The 20,564-nt window shown below is 50.1% G+C and carries 27 protein-coding genes; 15 read left to right on the top strand and 12 right to left on the bottom strand.

The annotated features are described in order from the left end of the window. Positions 1–6 precede the first annotated feature (6 nt). From BS29_RS14680 to BS29_RS14650, 7 genes are read right to left on the bottom strand one after another with little or no spacing between them, the layout of a single operon-like run. Positions 7–1,041, bottom strand: coding sequence for a hypothetical protein (locus BS29_RS14680; protein WP_229954386.1), 1,035 nt, complete (start codon positions 1,039–1,041; stop codon positions 7–9). After that, entirely contained in the window at positions 1,038–1,610 is a 573-nt protein-coding gene (locus BS29_RS14675) for a PulJ/GspJ family protein (RefSeq protein ID WP_229954385.1), read from the bottom strand. Before BS29_RS14675 ends, BS29_RS14680 begins: the two co-directional genes overlap by 4 nt. After that, complete coding sequence (locus BS29_RS14670) at positions 1,607–1,984, bottom strand: type IV pilus modification PilV family protein (protein ID WP_229954384.1); 378 nt, start codon at positions 1,982–1,984, stop codon at positions 1,607–1,609. Before BS29_RS14670 ends, BS29_RS14675 begins: the two co-directional genes overlap by 4 nt. Then, the gene (locus tag BS29_RS14665) at positions 1,981–2,370 is read right to left on the bottom strand and encodes a pilus assembly FimT family protein (protein WP_229954383.1); all 390 of its coding nucleotides are present in this window, start codon (positions 2,368–2,370) and stop codon (positions 1,981–1,983) included. Before BS29_RS14665 ends, BS29_RS14670 begins: the two co-directional genes overlap by 4 nt. Further along, the gene (gene gspG, locus BS29_RS14660; protein ID WP_229954382.1) at positions 2,354–2,818 is read right to left on the bottom strand and encodes a type II secretion system major pseudopilin GspG; all 465 of its coding nucleotides are present in this window, start codon (positions 2,816–2,818) and stop codon (positions 2,354–2,356) included. Before gspG ends, BS29_RS14665 begins: the two co-directional genes overlap by 17 nt. Continuing rightward, the gene (locus tag BS29_RS14655) at positions 2,815–4,026 is read right to left on the bottom strand and encodes a type II secretion system F family protein (RefSeq protein ID WP_229954381.1); all 1,212 of its coding nucleotides are present in this window, start codon (positions 4,024–4,026) and stop codon (positions 2,815–2,817) included. Before BS29_RS14655 ends, gspG begins: the two co-directional genes overlap by 4 nt. Further along, on the bottom strand, positions 4,023–5,666 hold the full coding sequence (locus tag BS29_RS14650) for a GspE/PulE family protein (RefSeq protein ID WP_229954380.1): 1,644 nt from the start codon (positions 5,664–5,666) through the stop codon (positions 4,023–4,025). Before BS29_RS14650 ends, BS29_RS14655 begins: the two co-directional genes overlap by 4 nt. A gap of 161 nt (positions 5,667–5,827) precedes the next feature. Between BS29_RS14650 and BS29_RS14645 the strand changes: the two genes are divergently transcribed. The 3 genes from BS29_RS14645 to BS29_RS14635 all read left to right on the top strand — a co-directional run bounded on the left by BS29_RS14645 (position 5,828) and on the right by BS29_RS14635 (position 7,682). Beyond that, complete coding sequence (locus BS29_RS14645; protein ID WP_229954379.1) at positions 5,828–6,721, top strand: hypothetical protein; 894 nt, start codon at positions 5,828–5,830, stop codon at positions 6,719–6,721. Between the two features lie 162 nt (positions 6,722–6,883). Continuing rightward, positions 6,884–7,219, top strand: a complete 336-nt coding sequence (locus BS29_RS14640) for a hypothetical protein (protein ID WP_229954378.1) — start codon at positions 6,884–6,886, stop codon at positions 7,217–7,219. 73 nt (positions 7,220–7,292) lie between these two features. Next, positions 7,293–7,682 carry a hypothetical protein gene (locus BS29_RS14635; RefSeq protein WP_229954377.1) on the top strand — a complete coding sequence of 130 codons (390 nt, stop codon included), beginning with the start codon at positions 7,293–7,295 and terminating at the stop codon, positions 7,680–7,682. Positions 7,683–7,697: 15 nt separating this feature from the next. On the opposite strand, the gene BS29_RS14630 is transcribed toward BS29_RS14635, so the two are convergent. Together BS29_RS14630 and BS29_RS14625 are read right to left on the bottom strand one after the other, a co-directional pair. Continuing rightward, on the bottom strand, positions 7,698–8,036 hold the full coding sequence (locus BS29_RS14630) for a DUF5992 family protein (RefSeq protein ID WP_229954376.1): 339 nt from the start codon (positions 8,034–8,036) through the stop codon (positions 7,698–7,700). An 86-nt stretch (positions 8,037–8,122) separates the two neighbouring features. Continuing rightward, entirely contained in the window at positions 8,123–8,479 is a 357-nt protein-coding gene (locus tag BS29_RS14625) for a hypothetical protein (protein WP_229954375.1), read from the bottom strand. Between the two features lie 149 nt (positions 8,480–8,628). Between BS29_RS14625 and BS29_RS14620 the strand changes: the two genes are divergently transcribed. The 10 genes from BS29_RS14620 to BS29_RS14575 all read left to right on the top strand — a co-directional run bounded on the left by BS29_RS14620 (position 8,629) and on the right by BS29_RS14575 (position 16,905). Then, positions 8,629–8,943, top strand: coding sequence for a hypothetical protein (locus BS29_RS14620; RefSeq protein WP_229954374.1), 315 nt, complete (start codon positions 8,629–8,631; stop codon positions 8,941–8,943). A gap of 52 nt (positions 8,944–8,995) precedes the next feature. Further along, positions 8,996–9,346 carry a hypothetical protein gene (locus tag BS29_RS14615; RefSeq protein WP_229954373.1) on the top strand — a complete coding sequence of 117 codons (351 nt, stop codon included), beginning with the start codon at positions 8,996–8,998 and terminating at the stop codon, positions 9,344–9,346. Positions 9,347–9,392: 46 nt separating this feature from the next. Next, on the top strand, positions 9,393–9,758 hold the full coding sequence (locus tag BS29_RS14610; protein ID WP_229954372.1) for a hypothetical protein: 366 nt from the start codon (positions 9,393–9,395) through the stop codon (positions 9,756–9,758). Positions 9,759–10,304: 546 nt separating this feature from the next. Beyond that, positions 10,305–10,670, top strand: coding sequence for a hypothetical protein (locus BS29_RS14605; protein WP_229954371.1), 366 nt, complete (start codon positions 10,305–10,307; stop codon positions 10,668–10,670). 30 nt (positions 10,671–10,700) lie between these two features. Next, positions 10,701–11,000, top strand: a complete 300-nt coding sequence (locus BS29_RS14600) for an RHS repeat domain-containing protein (protein WP_229954370.1) — start codon at positions 10,701–10,703, stop codon at positions 10,998–11,000. A 28-nt stretch (positions 11,001–11,028) separates the two neighbouring features. Then, entirely contained in the window at positions 11,029–11,382 is a 354-nt protein-coding gene (locus BS29_RS14595; protein ID WP_229954369.1) for a hypothetical protein, read from the top strand. A 35-nt stretch (positions 11,383–11,417) separates the two neighbouring features. Continuing rightward, positions 11,418–11,738 (top strand): hypothetical protein, encoded by a 321-nt coding sequence (locus tag BS29_RS14590; RefSeq protein ID WP_229954368.1) that lies wholly within the window; start codon positions 11,418–11,420, stop codon positions 11,736–11,738. 31 nt (positions 11,739–11,769) lie between these two features. Continuing rightward, positions 11,770–12,162 carry a hypothetical protein gene (locus tag BS29_RS14585; protein ID WP_229954367.1) on the top strand — a complete coding sequence of 131 codons (393 nt, stop codon included), beginning with the start codon at positions 11,770–11,772 and terminating at the stop codon, positions 12,160–12,162. Positions 12,163–12,181: 19 nt separating this feature from the next. Beyond that, a complete protein-coding gene (locus BS29_RS14580; protein ID WP_229954366.1) occupies positions 12,182–12,547 on the top strand; it encodes a hypothetical protein in 366 nt (121 codons plus the stop codon). A gap of 104 nt (positions 12,548–12,651) precedes the next feature. Next, positions 12,652–16,905 carry an RHS repeat domain-containing protein gene (locus tag BS29_RS14575; RefSeq protein WP_229954365.1) on the top strand — a complete coding sequence of 1,418 codons (4,254 nt, stop codon included), beginning with the start codon at positions 12,652–12,654 and terminating at the stop codon, positions 16,903–16,905. 125 nt (positions 16,906–17,030) lie between these two features. Here the strand turns inward: BS29_RS14575 and BS29_RS14570 are convergent, their stop codons facing one another. Continuing rightward, entirely contained in the window at positions 17,031–17,369 is a 339-nt protein-coding gene (locus BS29_RS14570) for a hypothetical protein (protein ID WP_229954364.1), read from the bottom strand. Between the two features lie 54 nt (positions 17,370–17,423). On the opposite strand from BS29_RS14570, the gene BS29_RS14565 reads away from it, so the two are divergent. After that, positions 17,424–17,765, top strand: coding sequence for a hypothetical protein (locus BS29_RS14565; protein WP_229954363.1), 342 nt, complete (start codon positions 17,424–17,426; stop codon positions 17,763–17,765). Between the two features lie 141 nt (positions 17,766–17,906). Here the strand turns inward: BS29_RS14565 and BS29_RS14560 are convergent, their stop codons facing one another. Then, positions 17,907–18,806 carry a prephenate dehydratase gene (locus tag BS29_RS14560; RefSeq protein WP_229954362.1) on the bottom strand — a complete coding sequence of 300 codons (900 nt, stop codon included), beginning with the start codon at positions 18,804–18,806 and terminating at the stop codon, positions 17,907–17,909. 221 nt (positions 18,807–19,027) lie between these two features. On the opposite strand from BS29_RS14560, the gene BS29_RS14555 reads away from it, so the two are divergent. Continuing rightward, positions 19,028–19,672 carry a c-type cytochrome gene (locus BS29_RS14555; RefSeq protein ID WP_229954361.1) on the top strand — a complete coding sequence of 215 codons (645 nt, stop codon included), beginning with the start codon at positions 19,028–19,030 and terminating at the stop codon, positions 19,670–19,672. A gap of 12 nt (positions 19,673–19,684) precedes the next feature. On the opposite strand, the gene BS29_RS14550 is transcribed toward BS29_RS14555, so the two are convergent. Then, on the bottom strand, positions 19,685–20,554 hold the full coding sequence (locus BS29_RS14550) for an LOG family protein (RefSeq protein WP_229954360.1): 870 nt from the start codon (positions 20,552–20,554) through the stop codon (positions 19,685–19,687). Positions 20,555–20,564 lie beyond the last annotated feature (10 nt).

Here is a 20,564-nt window from a genome sequence, read left to right as displayed (position 1 = left end):
CCGCTATCATCGCGTTGACCTATATCGAGCGCGTTCCCGCGGTGCTTCGCTTTCAAGCTCTTCCGCCAACTTCAAACGAGATAAAGTCGCCGCTTGTTTGAGTACGATCTCGGTTTCTTCGCGATTGAGCATGTCAGCGATAAATTCAAAGTTTCCATCTGCCTGTTGCTCAGCCGAAACGGTCCAGTCTGTTTCTGGCAAAATTTGCGCCAATTTTTCCAACTTGTTGCTTGCACTTGGCATATTGAGCAGTGGCGAAGCAGCGCGGCGAATCATTTCTTCGCGCGCAATCACTTTTTCAGCGGCCAAACGGGGCGCAAGCTCTTCCTCCAATTTTGCGGCCCGATCGATCTCTATCGAGCTCATCAGTTTCGCCCCGCCGATTGTCAGCAATGGTATCATCGCCAGCATGACAGCTATAGCCATGGCGATTTGCATCTTGCGCTCTTCCAGCGGTTTGCGCGCAATTTCCAGTGGTTTGCGCAACGTCACGATCCTGTCTTTACATTGCACACAAAAAATAGGCGGCATGAGTTCTTGCTTGGTGAACAGATCCTCAAGTGCATTCAGGCGTTCCGATTTTGCAATGATCAAAGCCAATTCGATTTGCAGGTCATTGCGGTTCAACTCGATATAGTTCCAATCAAGCAACCGCGGTTCAAGCGGTACCAGATTAGGCAACTGCAACTCCAACGCAGAACGAAGCTGTGATGCGCTAGCGCGTGGAAGTCGAACGGGTAGGATCAGAAAATCACTATCGTCCAAAAACAAGCGCGATTTTCGGACCTCTGCAAGTTCGGCAATTTGCTCCCAGCTTTCTGCAGACAACTCCTCAAGACAAGAGTCTTCTCGCATTTTCCTTCCTGCACCATCATTTACGACTTCAATCAAGGTTTCATCATTTGTCATGAACAGATCAAAACGGTCGCGCTCTGTTGGTTCACCTCTTAGACTTTCCGGAAGCATTTCGCGCAGCTCGTCGATCCACCAGGTCAAAAGGTCTCGAGCCGCTTCGACGGATTTGGTGCTTTTGTCGTTCATGTTCGGCACCGCTGTGAGATAAGGTCAAATATGCAGGCACCGACTGCGTTAATCCGCGGCCGTACGGATAAAATCTGAGCGTTTGATCCAATCTGATCCGTGATTGCGATTTCGATCTTACTGAGGAAAGCTGGTGTGCCAGCATCGCTATTGGTGTTGACCTCATACCGCAATTCTATGTCTCTCATGTTTGAAAGGAGGATATTTCGCGGCAGGTCACTTCCCGGCCATTCGAGCGCAAGACTTTCTCCATTGGTGCTTCGTTCAACAGCCAGCCGTGCGTCCACGTAGCCTCGTCTACCGGTAGACAATGGCGCGAGCATCTGAAATTCGAGTATCCGGGATGAGCGTGACAAAGGTCGGGATGAGCTGTCCAAGAATCGTCCGTCTGCCAAGACGTTTTCGAGCAGCGCTGCAGCGGTTGATAGTTGAGCGCCTTTGTCTAATTGCTCCGTGGTTTTTAAATCATCGCTCAGCCCCGCTATCACCCAGCTGATCGATCCGAGCAGTAGCCCACCTGCAATTAGAGCGACGAGCGTTTCAACAAGAGTGAAGCCTTTTTCGTTCATCGCACAACCAGTGTCTTGAGATAGCGTTTTTGCAATGTGACTAGCTTGGGTTTGTCTTCACTGCCTGCTGTGATTGTGGCTTCGACCAGTACAAATGCTTCTCTGGGATCGCGCGCGATTTCGGTTTCTTCCAGCGTCCAGATTAACTGGTCTTGCTCGCCCTTAAGGTTCGAAGGTGGGCCAGGAATATCGCGTAAACTGTCGATCTGGGAATGGGCAATAGTCAGCGCCCGATTTTGCAGCAATTGGTTCTTTTGTCGGCTTTTGGCCGTCACAGCGCCATCCAGGATGATAGTGACCAAAAAGGATGTCACAACGAGTGCTACAAGCACTTCAATGAGCGTAAACCCCTCTTGAGAACATCGCTGCTTCATTCGACAATCCGTCCATCGATCCATCGGATCGCGAATAATCTCTTGCCGCTGCGCGAGATGATACCACCATTGCTCGAACCATCCGCATAGAAAATAAGGTTCTCAGACCTGCTGCCAACGGCGGGTGCCAGTTTGATGGAATAGTCGGTCAAAATCACTTCCCTAGGCGCACGGGTTGTGATCGCTTCCTGGCGTGCCGAAGCGATTACGCTTTCCAGCTTGGCCAAATCACCTCTTGCGGTCGCGCCATCACTGCTGCCACTAGCGCCGATGAACAAAATCGCTGCCAACGACATTATGGCGAGTACGACGAGTAGCTCTATCAAGGTAAAGCCCCGCTGTTCCTCAGTCATCCCGGACGGGTAAATCTTATGGGATGGCGACATGGTCAGCATTATCGCCAGTGCCTCCTTCCTTGTTGTCTGCGCCAAGAGTTATCAGTTCATATGGTTTGCCCTCGACGGGTGATCGGTAGATGAAATCAAAGCCCCATGGATCTTTGAGCTGGCGTTCCTGGCGGATATAGGGGCCGTTCCATGCCGGATCGGGATCCGACATGCTCCAGAGCACTTTTATGCCTTGCTCCGTTGTCGGGAAGGCGCCAGTATCCAGTTCATAATATCTGAGACTGGCCGACAAGGTGTCGAGTTGGATCTTCGCGGCCTTGGATTTTGCGCTTCCCAACAAATTTGTGATTTGCGGGATGGCGACAGCAGCGATCAGCCCAATAACAACCAGGACCACCAGCATCTCCATAAGCGTGAAGCCATTTTTTCGTACGCTGTCTGCAGTTGGTTTTGCGGAGGTTAGTTTCGTGAAATTCCAGTTTTTCATCCAGCAAAATCTCCCAGTGCAAATATACCCAACATGACGCCAGCGACTAACATGGCGACAAGTCCGCCGAGGACTATGATCGCGATGGGATTAACCAATGACACGATCCGTTCGATTCGCGCTGAAGCGGAATCGCCCATGATTTCGGATGCATAGCCGCAGGTTTCACCAAGTTTGCCGGTGCGTTCGCCCACCTCGATCAATCTGCTGGCTGTCCGAGGAAAAACGGATGTTGCTTCCAATGCAAAGGAAAGCCTACAGCCCTCCCGGATTTGTGTTTCGACATTCGATAGCTGAGCCTGCCAACGCGCACTGGAGAGTGTTTCTCTAGCGAGTGGCAGTGCGCGTACCACGGTCAGGCCATTTTCGATCAGCGTGGCCAACAAGCCGGTAAATTGCGCAGCAATATATTGATCACGGAGTTTCATGCCCGGAAGATATGGTGCAGTTGAAGACAGCAATTTTTGCCCTTCAGCAGATTTGAATATCATCCATGGGACCAGGACAAGCAGAAACGCAGTGGCCAGCATGATCAAGCCATGGCTGCGAATAAAAGCGGATAGTGAAAGTACAAAATTTGTGAGCGCTGGCAGCTTGTCTTCATTGCCAGCAAATATTGGCTCGAATTGCGGTACCACACTGGTAAGTACAATGATGAGAGCCGCCATGGTTGCAATGAGAACAGCAGCCGGATAAGTCAGTGCCGTAGCCAGTTTGCGTCTCGTTTCTGTGGCCTTGGTCATACGCTGTGCTACGGAGGTAAGAGCGGAGCCCAATTTTCCACTTTTTTCCGATGAGCGAATGACGCCAATCACGTAGGTGGGGAAAATACTATGTGCTTCTAATGCACCCGCCAGACCTTTGCCCTCTTTTACCTTAGAGAGAATATCGGCTAGCAATTGTTTTTGACGGGTTTTGGGGGCTTGATCGCGCAGCAAATCGATAGATCGATCCACGGGCAGTCCGGAACGAACGAGCAAAGCCAATTGGCTGAGCATCAGCGCTTGTTCGCTCAGCCCCACACCGAGGGAAAGATGCACCGGCTGATTGAGGCGCTCGGACAATGTCATGGTGCCGCTGTTGACTTGCAATGGGGTGAGGCCGATGCCAAGCATCATCTGTACACAGGCTTGCTCGTTGGCCGCTTCCACCTGCTGCCACTTCTTCTGGCCCGTCGCATCGACTGTGAGGCAGCGATATTCCGTCATGTGAAGCTCACCACGCGCTGGACTTCATCAAGGCTTGTTACGCCCTGACCCGCTAAGGAAAGGCCGTGCCCCAGCAAGGTTTCTGAGGGATTCAGTTGGTGACTTTCAGCATTGCCATTTCTGATTGCGCTTCGGAGTGCCTCATCTACCTCGACAATCTCGATTAATGGTCGACGCCCGGCATAACCGGTATGATGGCAATTGCCACAGCCGTTCGCCTCGAATAATTTCTGAGGCGCCGGTACGGCATGCTGATCGAACAAGGCGATTTCGCGGGGCTCTAAAGTTGCTGGTTTTTTGCAGTCATCACAAAGGCTCCGGACGAGGCGCTGAGCAATGGTTGCGATGACCGTAGAGGCAACCAAAAAAGGTTCCACGCCAATATCGTTTAACCTTGTGTATGCGCCCAACGCGCTATTGGTGTGCAGCGTCGAAAGCACCAGATGTCCGGTCAGTGCGGCACGATGTGCGATTTCGGCCGTTTCTCCATCGCGTATCTCGCCAATCATGATGATATCGGGGTCTTGTCGCAGAAAAGCACGGAGACTACTGGCGTAGCTCAAGCCGATTTCGGGATGCACCTGGACCTGGTTGATGCCGTCCAGCATGACTTCCACAGGATCTTCTACCGTAAGGATTTTGACTTCGGGCGCACGCAGCGCGTTCATCGCGGCATAGAGCGTGGTTGTTTTGCCGCTGCCCGTAGGCCCGGTCAGCAGAATGATCCCATGTGGTTTCTCCAGCGCAGCGTTCAGTTTTTGAAGTGCAGACGGAGGTAAACCCAAGGCATTCAATTCCAACGGCAAGCTCGCACGGCCGAGTAATCGCATCACTATGCTTTCACCGTTGGCGATCGGTGATGTAGAAACGCGGACATCCACTTCTTCGCCGCGCACGGTCAATTTGATGCGGCCATCTTGTGGCAATCTGCTCTCGGAAATATCAAGTCCCGCCATGACCTTGATACGCGATGCGATGGGCTCTGCCAGCGCGGTGGGATGGCGCTCCACTTCGCTGAGGCGCCCGTCGATTCTGTAGCGTACCGACAGATGCCGAGCCATTGGTTCCAAATGAACGTCGGATGCTTTGCGCTTTACGGCATTGGTCAGTATTTCATGGACCTGACGGATCACTGGAGCTTCGCTAATTCCATCACGCAGGCGTTCGAGCTCTTCATCCAAATCGGCATCCAGCGGAACTGCCAAATCGTCCTGATCGATCAGGTTAAGATACGTATTCAAGCGGTCCTCAATGTCACCCAACCGAGCCAGTTTGGGTTGAACAGCACGACCCGCTGCAAAGGATAGAGCAGCAATCGCATCTACGTCTTCCGCGTCGCCAATCAGTGCATCGAGAGACCCATCGCTGTCCTTTATGGGGATGATCTTGTGCTTCTTAAGGAAAAGTGGATTCAACCCATCGATCATAGCGGGCTCACGCTGCAAAAGATCGTCACTAGCGATTTCACAGCCGCTGGTTTCGTGCATAGCCGCAAGCAAAATTTCGTCGCTGACAAGGCCCATTTGTGACAGGACCCATGGCAACCGCATGCCGGTCTCTTCGGCAATTTGAAAGGATCTCTCCAACTCTGGCAGAGCAATAAGCTCACTATGTGTCAGATGATCAACGAGACTCGACAATATATCCCCCCTGCAAAGGTCAATATTTGCCCGATTCAACTATTATTGCAATCTTCTTCATGTAGAAAATTGCAACTACCCCATATTGTACAATATTTGCGTCTTTCCAACGGCGCCAAAGCGACTTAATATAAATAGGAATCAGATCAAAATGGCGGTATATGGCCTTTCAAACAATCGATCAGTGGCAGGTTGAACGCACGTTTGGATGGCGTTTTGGTCCCTCATGGATTCCAGGCTTATATAATATTTGGCCCGATGGTGATCGGCTACGAAAATTATCTAGCGGCACCTTCGCACTCATTTTCCATGGGTTGTTTTTCTATTTTCTGGTGACGGCCGCGTTCAACAAAGCCTTTGAAAGGGAGCCTGTTCCTCCTGCCGGAGAAACGACAAGCATGACCATGTTGGAACTGGGTGAAGTTTCGGAAAATGATCAGGCGGCGGAACAGGAAGCCAGCGGCGAACCATTGCTGTCACAAGCAGCACAAGCACCAAAGATCGATATCGAAGTGAATGCCCCGGCAGAATTGCCGCCCGAATGGTCTCTCTCCCGTATCAAAATACCTCGTCCTGTTTCCAATGTAGCCGCCCCGGAACCGTTCGTTGAGCAGAACGCCAATACAGGAACAGGGCAAGGATTAGCGTCTGGAGGCGATGCGAGCGGCGGTGTTTATGACCCGTTTGCGGGCGCCGCCCCTAATCGCAAGCCAGAGCTTGAGGGTAGGCAACGAGGACCCGAGAAGAAGCCTTCATTGGCTGGACGCGTCGCTGGATTTTTTGGTTTTGGTGATGACGCCAAGGCAACATCAGAAGATGTTTTTGAGCAATGGGTTGCTGGCCTGCGTGCCCGATTACCACGTGCCAAGGGTAGCGTCGAGTTATCAGTTACTCTGGGTTCCGATGGCAAAGTGAAGGCGGGCGAGGTGCTGGGTGGCAGCGCCTCACCACAAGTTAAATTCTTTGTACGCAATGCCGCCATTGGTCAAAATTTTGCTGGTCTGGGTATAGATGGTGCTGGCGGTGTAAAGTTGCCCGTGATCCAGTTGAACTAACATAGCGCGGGTGTGGATGGCAGGATTTTTCCGTTAGTATAGTTTAGATCTTGACCATTTTGGTCACAACTTCTTCAAATAAGTGTATTTTGCTTTGCATTTTTATGTAAAATATAATTTTATGTAGAATATAATTTGTTTTGGAAATGAGGGGGTAATGTAATGAAAATTTTTTATTCAATGATATTGCTGTTTCTCATCAGCATCAGCGTTACCGCTGACGCCAATACCGTAGGCGGTAAAATCGTGCATGTTGGATCAGTCAATGAAACAATTGTGTTTCGTATCGTTGGGGGAACAGACACTAATCGTCCTGCTTGTGCAACAACGCTACGTTATGCGGTTCATAAGGACAGTGTTCATGCGTCGCTGATTTTGACAGCTTTCGCCACTGGCAAGGATTTGGGTACTGTCAGCGGCTTGGGCACATGTTCGCTTTGGGGTAACGCTGAAGACCTTCGCTTTATAGAGATTTGCCCTGCCACTGGATGTTCATAAGCATAGCGCTTTTTAATGGTATGTTTGTCGGATTTATAACCCAGACCGAGAAAGTTATTGCAAAGGAGGTGGCATGAAAAAATTGATTTTTATTGTATCATTTATTGGGACATTGATCTTCGGCTCCAGCAGCGCTTCTGCGCAGCAGTCGTTCTTCTGTTCGCCGTCTTATGGCGGCTATTGTCAATATACCGGCAAGATATCCCAGCTTTACGTCAATGACGCCAATCTCATTATTATGTATTTTGAGAACTCTGTTGATCCGGCGGTTATTTCAAACACTGGGATTTCCGCGAGTGTAAACAATGCTGGGGCCTACATGATAACTGACAATCCAATCTATGCCGAATATCTATATTCTACGTTGATCACCGCGCAAGCAAGCAAAAGGCCCGTTACAATCCAGTTTTTCGGAACAACATCAGGTTATCTGAAGCTGAGTAAAGTCTGGTTGGCTGAATAAGGTGATAACGCCCAATCACCGCTGTTTCATCAAATGAATATAGGATGCCCGCACACATGTGCTGTCGGCATAGTTGTATATCGTCACTTTCATGCCGGTGGTTAATGCCGTTAGTGCTGTCGAATAAGCTCGTTGATGGGCATTGGCATTGGGGGCATTGGCTTCAGGAAAAATGATCCATTGCGCATTACAATTACTGGACCCACCCTCTGTCTTCACCGCAAAATTTTGGCCGTTATTTGCTATATTTACGACATCGGTAACTGTTGCCCCGCTAGCGAGATAAGCGCCTGCTGCGTGGGCGTTGGTGCTGAGCAAGAACAGGGGGATGGCTATGATTTTAAGATATTTCATAGAATTTCCTCTCGATCCATCGATAAGTGCCTTTGATTGGGCTCGAGCTGTTCCGATATCTTGATTGGTCAATGCAGATCATTTCATTACTCGGGACGAAGATAGATGCCTGCGATATCACAGTCACCCCATTGGCCAGCATTGGGGTTAATAGTGTCAAAAATGACATTGCCCCGGCTACCGTTGGTCGCAATAATCATTAAAAGCTGCGCATATAGTTGATCGAAATTGGGATGAGACTTTCTGAGATAGCCACCCCTATTGGCGTAGCAGGTTGGCATCGAACCATCCTGAAAAAGAACGAATACAGCGTTTCCGTCCGTCATATATATCTGGTTTACTTTTAGTGGACTCATCAACGGTCCTTGCGTTCGTGCGGCATAAGCGGGTCCCGACAGCCCCAATGCCAATACCGGCAACAGGAATTTTATAATATTTACCATTTGGAGCTCCTTTTTATTATCTGGTATTATAAAAAATATATCTCTACTATATTTATTTAGTTTCATTGGTCAAAAATATTTATATGATCAGTAATAGGCAAGTTAGGGGCAATGTGATGAAGGGTGCATTTCATAGACTCGGGTCGGCCATGACTATTTTCATCGGCTTATTGATTGCAGCAACGCCAGCCATGGCCTGGGACGGTGCAATAACCGGAAATGTCACACAGATCGATCTTACCGAAACAGGTCAAAATTTCGGCTTCAGGGTCTATCTTGAGGGCCGACCAGTCATTTGTACCGGAGGTCCCGACTGGGCCTATCTCAATGCCAATGAAGATAATTATCAGGCAATCGTTTCTGCGCTGATGCTCGCCTATTCATCTGGAAAAACGGTTGTTCTTTATACCAATCGCGACGCCAGCAATAAGTGTAAGATTGGATATATTACAGTCCGTTCGTGATGCGGAATGCCATTGTTGATTTCTTATGGTGATAATTTTTGAAGGAGGTAATATGAAAAATATACTATTTCTGATGTCATTCTTGGGCGCTTTGATTATTGGTTCTAGCAGTGCCATTGCTGGCGGCTCAACAAGTTCTACCACGCAAAAAATAACAAGTGTTGCATTCCATGAAGTCGGGTTTTTCATGTATGGGAACGGCTGGGATAATCCGAATGGCTGCGACCGCGATGTGGCCATTGTACTTCTAAAGACGGACCGCAATTATGACAAAGCCTTCGCATTGCTGATGACAGCCTTTGCTTCCGGTAAAGAAATTCGAGGATATTTGGATGGATGTGCGATGCATGATGGTCAGAGTTATAACACGATCAGGGGATTTAAATATCTCGAGGTGCGCTAGCAGCGGCAAAAAACTTGCTCATTTGATTGCAACGGGAGGGTTTCGAATGTCGAGTTTAAAGAAGATACTGGCAACCATATTTCTCGCGGTGCTGACACTAGCAACGCCAGCAACTGCTGCAGGCTTGTGGGAGCCCGCAACCATTACGCGGATATCTGTTAATTCGGTTGGCGTTGCCTTTCTTGAACTTGACCCTGGTGCACCAAATACCGGCTATGCCAAAGCGGCATGCTCCAACAATGGTCTGTGGGAGGTAGCCTTTGATGCGTCTACGCCCGCTGGACAAGCCATGTTGTCGTTGGCGTTGTCGGCGCATCTCGCCAAGAAGCCTGTCCGTGTGGTTGGTAGTGGCACATGCTCAGCTAACGCTGGCGTAGAGGGTATATTTTATCTCGATATATTGCCGGATTAAAAAAGCGCGGGCTTGCCCTGTCGTGGAGTGCCATCATGCAACATGAATGCGAAATGGCTGATTTACGCCAAACAGACTATAACTTTGGTAAAAATTATTTACCATTATTATGTGATTTTAACATTTACGGTCATATACAAATAAATGATCATTTCTGTTGACTGAACGACAATAATAATATCTATCTTATTGTAACAGGGACTCAGGTTCGGGGGCGATCATCAAAACAGTTCTGCGATCATCTGTATTAGCTTTACTATTGGTAAGTAGTGCAGTTCAGGCTGCCTCTCAATGGACAGGCAACAGAAAGATTACGGAAATTTATCCGCATGCTAGCGGTTTTATCTATCAATTGGATGGAGCGCAGATAAATGACCCAAGCTGTAACGAGAACAGATTATATATTCCTATTACTGCGGCCAATTATGATGCGATCGTAAGTTCCTTAATCACGGCCTTTACGTCCAAATATAGCGTAAATTCGAACTATGATGATAGCACAGCGTCTTCCTGTCAGGCTGTTGTTAATCGTGTGCGGGTGACGCCATGATCTTTCTTTCCAAGATCGGTGCTTTGGTAAGTTCTATTGCGGTCATCTGCCTGCTGATTTTTGCATCTCCCGTTTCGGCTGCGCAACAATGGACCGGTGCTCGACAGATTGATCAACTCTATCCCAATTCATTTGGTCTGATCTTCTATGTCGAGGGTTCGGACTTGAGGCCTTCAGGCTATAATGGGCCGTGTCCAGGCAACCGGATGTTCATAGGTAAAACGCATCCCAATTATGAGGTTATGGCCAGCGTCCTGATCCTTGCCTTTGGCTCTTCTTTTCCCGTCAATTTAAACTTTGAATCAACCACGCTGTCGTCCTGCGACATTGCCGTAAACCGTGCGACCGTTGCCAAGCAGTGACGGCATTTAACATCACATAGGAGGCCTATCGTGCAGTATGTAATCAAGTCGTTTTTCTTGTCGCTCGGCGCAGTGGTGTTTGCTTTGTCGGGGCCAGCAATGGCGCAAGGGACGACCACCTATGAATATGATGCGCTCGGCCGGCTGATCGGTACGACAACGGTGGGTGGTGCTAACAATGATCTTATCACCACCTATGAATATGACGCTGCAGGCAATCGCAAGCGCGTGACAGTGGAGGGGAGTGATGGCACGCCAGGAGGGCCCAGCCGTATCATCGTGCTGCCGATTAACGGGTTTCTGGTCATTCCCATCAGACCAGTGAGCTAGGAATTTGAATTTATTTTAGGGGGTTAAAATGACGAAGTTAATATCTCTTGCGCTTGCCGTGATCACAATGGCTTTTCCTTCACTTGCTAACGCTGCTGCTTCTTGCGGTGGACCTGTCACGAACGTCATTACCTATGGAACCGGCGATGTCATGATATTGGGATCATGGCGTGGTGACTGGACGGTGCTTTGCAATGTCAATCAAGAGCGACTGGGTATTAAACCGCAGACCTGTTTCACGTGGTTTTCCAGCATTAGCACGGCGATCACCGAAAATAAGGATCTATACGTTTACTATACGACCATAAACGCACCTGAATGCGCCACGATGCCAACATATGGGAACGCCCCTGTGCCTTATTATGTGCGGCTGGCGAAATGAGGGTCTTCGCAAAAGCTCTGCTCGCTTCAGCGCTCATGGCCTTCGCACTGCCCGCAAATGCAGCGGGTGGCTCAACGGCATATGCTGTGCCGACAAAAATCGAAATCGTCCGCGGCCAAGGTTTCATTATCTTCGGAGCATATGGCAATCCGGGGCCGACCCCCTGTACCAGAGTTGATACGATTTGGGTTCCCATATCCCACCCGCAATATTCTGAGCTTCTGTCCACTGCATTATCCGCCTTTGCCGGTCAGTTTAAGCTGCAAGCCTATGTGCACACGTGCACTTCAATCGGCTGGCATGGCGGGACCTATAACGAACTGACGAGCCATGGCGCGTTGTACATTTCAAGATGACAGAATTGCGATCAACGGGAGGCAGCAAGCTGTGAAAATAATTTCCAGATTCCTTCTTGTAATCGTGGCGCTCGGCATGATGCCGCAAAGCGCAATGGCGCAGACTTTTACTTGTGCGGTGTCGAAAGGCATTCCTTATTGTGAGTACAAAGGCAAAGTCAGGCAGGCCTACATGAATGATGATAATTTGGTCCTGATGTATTTTGAAGAATATATCGATTTGTCTGTCGTTTCAGCAGCTGGCTATTCCGGCGTGTCAGGCACCTATGCCGCGGCCTATCTTCACACAGAGAATCCTGCCTTTGCAGAAGCACTATATTCTACGATTCTGACCGCTCTGGCTGCGGACAAAGAAGTCGCGATCCAGATGCGCGGTTCACAAGGTGGATTGCTGAAAATTGACCGGTTCTGGATCCAACAATGATGAGAATATCGAAGAATTTATGATGCGCAGAACTTTCATATCATCAGCGGTCGCTGCGCTAAGCTGCGTCGCCCTTTCGGCCGAAGCGCATGCCGCGGCGGTTGACTGCGCCGGCACAATAAGCGGTGCCTACACAACGAAAGCGGGCGGGGTCGTTGTCCTTAGCTCATGGCGAGGCGCATGGACCCAGATCTGTAATCTCAACAATGAATGGAAAGGCGTCCCAGCCCAAACGTGTTGGGGCTGGTTTGCGCAGGTCAATACGGCCGTCGCACAATCGAAGCCAATGCGATTTCATTTCGCAGACGGCACCAGTGCGGCCTGTACCCAATTGCTGACATTTCATAACGCGAATCCGCCTGAATATGTGCTGCTGGCAGAGTGAGGGGTGAGTTGTGCTGAGAATACACAATTTTCTGAATCGGCCATTCGGTGGTCTGGACGAAGAAAGGATTGTTGAAAATGACTAAGCTGAACAGGGCAAATGCAATGCAGAGTAGATTCACAAAATCCGCGTCTTTCACTGCCATGGCGGTAGGGCTGTTCTGGACCAGTAGTGCAATGGCCCAATCCAATTCCGAAACGCCCCCTGAACATTCGACGATTGATGAAAATGGTGTTGATCTATCGTCTGGTGATGTAGTTGTTCGGGTACCTGAGTTATCGATCGGCGGCGGATCAGGGCAGCTCGTGTTTCAATCCGAATACGGAATGCGCTATCCTGAGGAAAATGTAGCATATTTATTTGATGATGGGGAACCGAAACAAGTTGTGCGCGGCACTAGTAGAACCAATTTTACATCATCAGGAACCAACGAGTGGACATCGACAAAAGGCGATGGCGAAAAACTTGTCAGGAATAACGGTAGTTATTCGTTTACGCTCTATGCAGCGGACGGATCTGAATATTTGTTCAGTGAGAAATCATCAGTGCTCTGTGAGGACGGCGATCCATATGGCGATTGTTTCCACGAAACAGTGTTGGCAACTAAGGTGACAGAAACCAACGGATCAGAGAAAAACTTCAGCTATAGAGGAGATTGGCAGTGTATAGAAAATGAAGGAAGCTTTTGCTTCATTGCTAGGCGGGTGACACGATTGCAGTCAATCCAAAATAGTTACGGCAATATGTTGAAATATGATTATGCCGATGATGTTGATCCTGGGACATATGGCAACACTTGGAACGAATGGCAGCGATTAACGCGTGTCACTGCCATTAATACCACGGAAGAATACTGTGACCCTGATGCAAACGATTGTTCTCTGGCAGGAAATTGGCAGGAAGTGAATTTTAGTAGGGATGGAAATGACATTGACGTCACCGATGATGCCGGAGGCATCACAAAATACAAATATGACAGCAATGACAAGTTGACCGCTATCACCCCGCCGGGATCAACAACGGATCGAGCCTCTTATAGCTATAATAATACCGGCACGGTCTCATCGGCAACGGTGGCCGGTGTAACATCCAGCTATACTTATTCTATCAACGCAGGCGCCAACGAAAAAACAGTGGTGCGGACAAAAGCAGGTAGCCCGGAGACCTATGTTTTTTACTTGGACCTCAACCTGCTCAAAAGTTACACGGATAATTTAAGCAACACGACAACCTATACCCGAGATAGCTCGGGCCGCCTGACGCGGATCACATACCCGGAAGGCAATTACAGAGAACTTGTCTATGACAGCCGCGGCAATGTCGAGGAAACGCGGGTTGTTGCGAAGCCCGGATCCGGCCTCGCCAATCTTGTTACCACGGCTGAATATCCCAATAGCTGTACCAACACGAAAACCTGTAACAAGCCGACCCAAACGACCGATGCCAATGGCAAGAAGACGGATTATACCTATGACCCCACCCATGGCGGTGTGCTGACCATAACTAGGCCTGCCGCGCCAAATGGCGTGCGGCCACAGACGCGCTACAGCTACGCTCAGGAAAGCGCTTATTACAAAGACGCCAGCGGTAACATGGTTGCTGGCCCGGCCATGTGGGTGCCGACAGAAATTGCCGCCTGTCAGACAACGGCCAGTTGCTCCGGTGGTGCTGACGAAGTGCGCACTACGATTGACTATGGATCCACGCAAAATGGTAGAAACTTGCTTCCCGTCAATGTAACAAATGCTTCTGGTTCGCTCAGCACCACAGTTATTACTGGCTATGACGGTCGCGGAAATATCACATCGGTAGATGGTCCGCTGCCAACCTCTGTTGATCGGCAAAATTTTCTCTATGACAGGTTAGGCAGGCGCACGGGCTCTATCACCCCGGATCCCGACTATAGCGGTCCGATGAGAAATCGCGCGGAGCGCTACAGCTATAATGCTGAGGGGCAGATTGTTAAGATCGAAACGGGCAAAACCAATGGTGAAACAGTAGCCGCTCTCGCGGCCATGACAGTACTCGATTATGTGGAGCTGGAATATGACGCCAATGGCCGCAAGACCAAGGAAACACTGAAAACTGCTGCAGGCGCAGCAAAAGCGTTGACCGAATATAGCTATGACAGCAAGGGTCGCATTCTCTGCTCAGCGCAGCGGATGAACCCTGCGGTTTATAGCAACCTGTCGGGCGCCGCATGTTCCCTTTCGGCCCAAGGCAGTGCCGGCCCCGACCGGATCACACGATACCATTATAACGGCGCGGACCAACTGTTGCGTCAAACAGACGGCTATTTGACCGCTGATGCCCGTGATGCTTGGGCAGCGACCTATACGGACAATGGCCAGGTGGAAACACTCACCGATGCAAATCAGAATCGCACCACCAATATTTATGACGGCCACGATCGTTTGTATGAAACCCGTTACCCGCACAAAACCAATGCAAATACCAGTAGTGCATCAGACTATGAACGCTTTGGCTATGATGCCAATGGCAATGTGGTTAGCCGGCAGCGCCGCGATGGGCAGATAGCCGCTTTCACCTATGACAATCTCAACCGGATGACACTGAAAAATCTTCCCGGAACGGCCAATGATGTCTATTATGGCTATGATCTGCTGGGACGCCAGACAACCGCTAAATTGGCGTCAAGCGGTGGTGCAGGACTTACCAATGTCTTTGACGGTTTGGGAAGGCTAACATCCGTTACAGATACCACTGGTGGTGGATCGCGGGTGACCTCCTATGAATATGACGCGGCTGGCCGGCGCACCAAGATGACTTGGCCGGGTAGCAGCTTTCATGTCACCTACAGTTATAAGGTTGATGGTTCGCTGGACCAGATCAAGGAAAATGGCGGGGCCGCCATTGCCACCTATAACTATGACAGCTTTGGCCGTCGGACGGGCCTGACCTATGGAAATGGCACATCGGTCAGCTATGGCTATGACGATGATGAGGATAATATTTCTCGCCTCTACACGCTGACTAATAATCTGTCTGGTTCAGCCCACGATGTTACTGCCAAATTCAAATATAATCCGGCAGGCCAGATTGCCGAGATAGAACAGAGCAATGATGCCTATGCGTGGGAAGGGCACTACAATATCGACCGGCCCTATACGTCCAATGGGCTGAACCAATATACGCTCTCTGGCACGTTGACGCCGACTTATGACGCGCGCGGCAATCTGATCAGCGAAGGTGATCACAGCTATGGCTATGATATCGAGAACCGCCTGATCACCGGGCCCGATGGTGTTACGCTAAGCTATGACCCCTATGGCCGATTGCACCAGACCACGGGCAGCACCACCACGCGGCTTGGTTATGACGGCGTCGACTTGATTGCGGAATATGATGCAGGCGGCAATTTGCTGCGCCGCTACGTCCATGGCCCCGGTACTGATGATCCGATCCTGTGGTACGAAGGCACCGGCACCAGCAACAAACGCTATATGCACAAGGATGAGCGCGGCAGCGTGATTGCCCTATCCAATGCCAGCGGCGGTATCCATGCGATAAACTCCTATTCGCCTTATGGTATCCCCGGTTGGACGAATGAGGGGCGTTTTCAATATACCGGTCAAACGTGGCTCAAGGATCTGGAGATGTACCATTACAAGGCGCGGGTTTACTCGCCGGGCATGGGGCGATTTCTGCAAACCGATCCCATTGGGTATGGTGACGGGATGAATATCTATGCTTATGTTAGGAATGATCCGGTGAATAAAGTGGATCCTCTCGGGTTATGCAATGGTTACGACGGTGTAGAGATAACCTGGTGTGGCCCGGAGCGCGGCTTTTTCTATTGGCGCAGTTATGCAGGGCGATGGGGGGGTAATTTTATCTCTGATGAAGTCCAGCAGAGCATTGAGGAGGCCTTAGCTGAAGCTGACAAAAGAATAAGAGAGCTTGCTAAAGAGACGGCATGTGCAGCAGCATCGACCATCGGTAACAATGATCGTGTTAGATTAGGGGCAGATTTTGCGGCTGCAGATGGTGGGGCTTTCAGAGCGGGTGGAGGCATTTCTATAGATAAAAAAGGGCGCATATTTGTTGATGGAAACGCAGGCCTAGGCTTTGGTTTAGCAGCAACTGGCGCATTCGGAATAAGCAATGTAGTCAATGCTCCGAATGAAAGCTCGATTAGTATTACCGGAAATGGGGGACTAGGCTTTGGTCTAATAGGGGGAGAGTTTCAAGTTGGCGGAGGGTCCTCTGGACAAATAATAAGTGGCTCCATCACTGCCGGCGGTATACCAATCCTTCCGGGTAAGATCGGAGCAGAAGCAACTGTAACTGCGAATGCGCAAGTTGTAAGGCAGATCGGCTCTCTTGGATGCCCATAAGAGGAAGTATCATGATTAATCAGTATAAAAGGTTATCAATATATAAATTATTATCACCAATTTTATTTATATCTATATTTATATTTAACGAATATAAACTGTATGTATATATTTCAATAGCCATATTAATGGTATTGATTTTGATGGAAAGATGCAAAAACTGCCAGAACCCGCTTCTTTTGTTTGGATACAAGGTGGATGCTAAAAAGAAGCATCTTATATGTAAGAAATGCGGGCACCACCAGGATGCTTAAATTACGGCGACAGATCGGTAAAGATACGAAATAGAAATCGTCTTTGGATGGTTGGCCATCCTCAAATGCAATCTTCATCCTACCAAAGGACAACGCTTCACCACCCATCCGCCAACTTCCAAGCCCGCTCCAAGCACCAAAAAGCAAACATTCCCGCACCTTCCGCCACTTTATCCCAAAATCAATTCCGCCGCGCGGCAACTTCGCCACTTTTGATCAACCCCAATCCCCCACCCCACCGATGAAACACAGGGAGCCCAAACTATGAACCTACGCAAATCAGCCCTCATCATTGCAGCCGCAACCGCAACATTATTGGCCAGCCCGGCAAAGGCCTCTACGGAATGCAGCCGCGAAGTTTATCGCGTCTGGACCGATCACAACACCGGATATATCCTCGTTTGTTTCACAACGCCGGGTTGCATTTCTGTTGGGACATCACAAGGCACCCAGGAAAGCCGTGACCGTTTTTATTCGCAAGCAACAATCGCTTTGGCTTCAGGCTTAGTCATGCGCGTCCGCTATCCGGAAAACGGGCTCGATTGCAATGCGATATCTTCATCCACGCGCAGTGATTTCCACGGTATTTGGCTCCATAAGCCATGATCGCAATCGGTGTGCCGAACGTCTCGCTTTGAGGAACATCCGTAAAGCTGAAAGTTCTTCTTTCTGTATAAAATTTTCCGATTTCAAGCACGATATCACCAAACCACCGACTACTGATACGTGCAGTGTCCGCGTGCGCGATCAGGCCCAAGCTGTCCGCGGACGGGCTTGCCGGTAGGTACCCAGTAGCCGGACGCTATTGCAGTGAAAGCGCAGTTCTTCAAGCGCCCGGTCCACTGCTGGATCGCCAGGCGCGCCCTCGATATCGGCATAGAATTTTGAGGCGGAGAAACTGCTCCCTTCCTGATAGCTTTCCAGCTTGGTCATGTTGACGCCATTGGTCGCAAAACCGCCCATCGCCTTATATAGCGCGGCGGGTACGTTTTTTACTTCAAAGATAAAAGTCGTCATTGTGGGACCGTTAGCTTCGGGGATTGCTGCATCGGCGGCAAGCAGGACAAAGCGGGTCATATTGTGATCCTCATCCTCAATCGCATCAGCAATTGGTTTCAGCCCGTAAATCTGAGCCGCTAGCGGCGGCGCTATGGCAGCTGCGCTGTCGTCATCCTGTTGTGCCACAAAGGCAGCCGCGGCTGCGGTATCGGCATAGGCAACCGGGATGATGTCGTGGCGGCGCAGATAGTGACGGCATTGGCCCAGCGCTTGCGGGTGGCTCATTGCTGTCTTGATCCGGGCATCGGCAGATTTTGCCATCAAACAGTGACGGATCGGCATGAAATGTTCGGCAACAATATGCAGTCCCGATTCGGGCAGCAGGAAATGAATATCAGCAACTCTGCCATGCAGGCTGTTTTCGATCGGAATAATGGCTGAACCAGCCGTTCCATTTTTAACAGCGTCCAGCGCATCTTCGAACGAGAAGCAAGGTAAGGTCAAGCAATCAGGGGCATATTCCATCGCAGCAAGATGTGAATTTGCGCCGGGAGCGCCCTGAAAAGCGATCGCTTGAGCCGGTGATTCTGACGCTGTTTCGGTCATCTTCCGGACCATACCCAGCGCATTTTGCGGAAAGCTATTCATGATATTGTCGATTCCTGTTCCATGCGCCCGATTATTCACCGCCGCGATTGCCGCACAAATCGCATCTGCGCAAGACCTGATCGCACCTGGTGCAACTCGCGCAACAATATTAGCAATCTGCTTCGCAATTGAGGCCTTGCTTTGGACCGACGCTCTTATTAGAGAAAGCCCAAAGTTTTTGGCAGGCCGCTCCTGCGCATCAATCAGGGATTTGAGACAAGATGGACAATAACAACACCATTGCTGGCTGGGTATTGGCAGGCGGTATCGCGGCCCTTGGGTTTTCGATCCTCAGCGGCAAATATTTCCATGCTGACAAGAATGAACGTCCTGAAACCATGGGCTATGTCATTGAAGGTGTCGAATCATCTGACGGCGGGAAGGAAGAAGTGCCGATGAGCATGATGCTGGCCAAGGCTGATATTGCTGCCGGTGAAGCGGTGTTCAAAAAATGTGTTGCTTGTCACACGATTAACCAGGGCGGTGCCAATGGCATTGGTCCGAATTTGTGGGACTCTTTAGGTAAGCCGCATGGCCATGTTGCCGGTTTTGCCTATAGTGATGCTCTTGCATCCATTGAAGGTGACTGGAACTTTGACAATATGAACGCGTGGTTGATATCGCCTCGTAAATATGCGCCGGGCACCAAGATGACTTTTGCCGGTCTCAGCAAGCCTGAAGATCGAGCCAATGTCATCGCCTATATGAACGCGCAGGGTTCAAATCTGCCTTATCCAGAACCGCCAGCAGCTGAAGAAGCAGCCGCTGAAGGTGAAGAAGCTGTGGCCGAGGCAGAAGCCGATGCCGCAGCGAGCGAAGTGGCCCAGGAAACCGTGGAAGCGGACGAAGCGGCTGCCGCTGAATAAAGCGTTCAGCGCTTAGCTACATTCAAGATCATAAAAGCCCTGGATAATGTTCCAGGCTTCGTCTGCGGTTTCGACAAATTGAAAAAGGTCGAGATCTTTGGCGCTGATCGTGCCTTCCTCGGCCAGTGCATCGAAATTGATAATCCGATGCCAGAAATTCTTACCAAACAATATGATCGGTAAAGGTTCCATCTTCCCGGTTTGAACGAGCGTCAGAAGTTCAAAAAATTCGTCAAATGTACCGAATCCACCTGGGAAGACAGCGACAGCCCGCGCCCGCAGCAAGAAGTGCATCTTGCGCAGGGCAAAATAGTGGAACTGGAAGCTCAGTGACGGCGTCACATATTCATTGGGTGCCTGTTCGTGTGGCAGAACGATGTTAAGGCCAATAGATTCCTTGCCCGCGTCAGTCGCACCCCGGTTAGCGGCCTCCATGATAGAGGGGCCTCCGCCAGAGCAAACTACAAAGTCACGTTTACCATCTTCTTCGATGCCGCAGTTGCTGGCCAGCTGCGCCAGTTTTCTCGCTTCATCATAATATTTGGACTTTTCTTTGAGCCGCTCTGCGGTTTTCAGGGACGCTTCGTCTGTCGCTGCTTCGATCAGTGCATCGGCCTTGCTGGGCTCGGGAATGCGCGCGGAACCATACATGACCAGCGTAGAACCAATGCCGGCTTCATCAAGCAGCATCTCTGGCTTGAGCAGCTCTAGCTGAAATCGGACTGGGCGCAGCTCCTCGCGAAGCAGGAAGTCGTTATCCTGAAAAGCCAGGGTATATGCGGGGTCTTCGGTCTGGGGGGTGCTTAAAGCTTGTTGTTTGGCGAAATCTGCTTCTTGTTTTGCACGATAGAAGCGGCGGTCGTGTAAATCTTTGTTTGTCATAGTTCTGCCC

The organism is Parasphingorhabdus litoris DSM 22379 (assembly GCF_020906275.1).
Taxonomy (GTDB): Bacteria; Pseudomonadota; Alphaproteobacteria; order Sphingomonadales; family Sphingomonadaceae; genus Parasphingorhabdus; species Parasphingorhabdus litoris.
This window is presented reverse-complemented; position numbering and strand designations above follow the sequence as displayed.

Bases quoted from the DNA above. Each gene is read 5' to 3' on its own strand.
- BS29_RS14680 (WP_229954386.1), bottom strand. From the start codon at position 1,041: ATGAACGACAAAAGCACCAAATCCGTCGAAGCGGCTCGAGACCTTTTG.
- BS29_RS14675 (WP_229954385.1), bottom strand. From the start codon at position 1,610: ATGAACGAAAAAGGCTTCACTCTTGTTGAAACGCTCGTCGCTCTAATT.
- BS29_RS14670 (WP_229954384.1), bottom strand. From the start codon at position 1,984: ATGAAGCAGCGATGTTCTCAAGAGGGGTTTACGCTCATTGAAGTGCTT.
- BS29_RS14665 (WP_229954383.1), bottom strand. From the start codon at position 2,370: ATGTCGCCATCCCATAAGATTTACCCGTCCGGGATGACTGAGGAACAG.
- gspG (WP_229954382.1), bottom strand. From the start codon at position 2,818: ATGAAAAACTGGAATTTCACGAAACTAACCTCCGCAAAACCAACTGCA.
- BS29_RS14655 (WP_229954381.1), bottom strand. From the start codon at position 4,026: ATGACGGAATATCGCTGCCTCACAGTCGATGCGACGGGCCAGAAGAAG.
- BS29_RS14645 (WP_229954379.1), top strand. From the start codon at position 5,828: ATGGCCTTTCAAACAATCGATCAGTGGCAGGTTGAACGCACGTTTGGA.
- BS29_RS14640 (WP_229954378.1), top strand. From the start codon at position 6,884: ATGAAAATTTTTTATTCAATGATATTGCTGTTTCTCATCAGCATCAGC.
- BS29_RS14635 (WP_229954377.1), top strand. From the start codon at position 7,293: ATGAAAAAATTGATTTTTATTGTATCATTTATTGGGACATTGATCTTC.
- BS29_RS14630 (WP_229954376.1), bottom strand. From the start codon at position 8,036: ATGAAATATCTTAAAATCATAGCCATCCCCCTGTTCTTGCTCAGCACC.
- BS29_RS14625 (WP_229954375.1), bottom strand. From the start codon at position 8,479: ATGGTAAATATTATAAAATTCCTGTTGCCGGTATTGGCATTGGGGCTG.
- BS29_RS14620 (WP_229954374.1), top strand. From the start codon at position 8,629: ATGACTATTTTCATCGGCTTATTGATTGCAGCAACGCCAGCCATGGCC.
- BS29_RS14615 (WP_229954373.1), top strand. From the start codon at position 8,996: ATGAAAAATATACTATTTCTGATGTCATTCTTGGGCGCTTTGATTATT.
- BS29_RS14610 (WP_229954372.1), top strand. From the start codon at position 9,393: ATGTCGAGTTTAAAGAAGATACTGGCAACCATATTTCTCGCGGTGCTG.
- BS29_RS14605 (WP_229954371.1), top strand. From the start codon at position 10,305: ATGATCTTTCTTTCCAAGATCGGTGCTTTGGTAAGTTCTATTGCGGTC.
- BS29_RS14595 (WP_229954369.1), top strand. From the start codon at position 11,029: ATGACGAAGTTAATATCTCTTGCGCTTGCCGTGATCACAATGGCTTTT.
- BS29_RS14590 (WP_229954368.1), top strand. From the start codon at position 11,418: ATGGCCTTCGCACTGCCCGCAAATGCAGCGGGTGGCTCAACGGCATAT.
- BS29_RS14580 (WP_229954366.1), top strand. From the start codon at position 12,182: ATGATGCGCAGAACTTTCATATCATCAGCGGTCGCTGCGCTAAGCTGC.
- BS29_RS14575 (WP_229954365.1), top strand. From the start codon at position 12,652: ATGCAGAGTAGATTCACAAAATCCGCGTCTTTCACTGCCATGGCGGTA.
- BS29_RS14565 (WP_229954363.1), top strand. From the start codon at position 17,424: ATGAACCTACGCAAATCAGCCCTCATCATTGCAGCCGCAACCGCAACA.
- BS29_RS14560 (WP_229954362.1), bottom strand. From the start codon at position 18,806: ATGAATAGCTTTCCGCAAAATGCGCTGGGTATGGTCCGGAAGATGACC.
- BS29_RS14555 (WP_229954361.1), top strand. From the start codon at position 19,028: ATGGACAATAACAACACCATTGCTGGCTGGGTATTGGCAGGCGGTATC.
- BS29_RS14550 (WP_229954360.1), bottom strand. From the start codon at position 20,554: ATGACAAACAAAGATTTACACGACCGCCGCTTCTATCGTGCAAAACAA.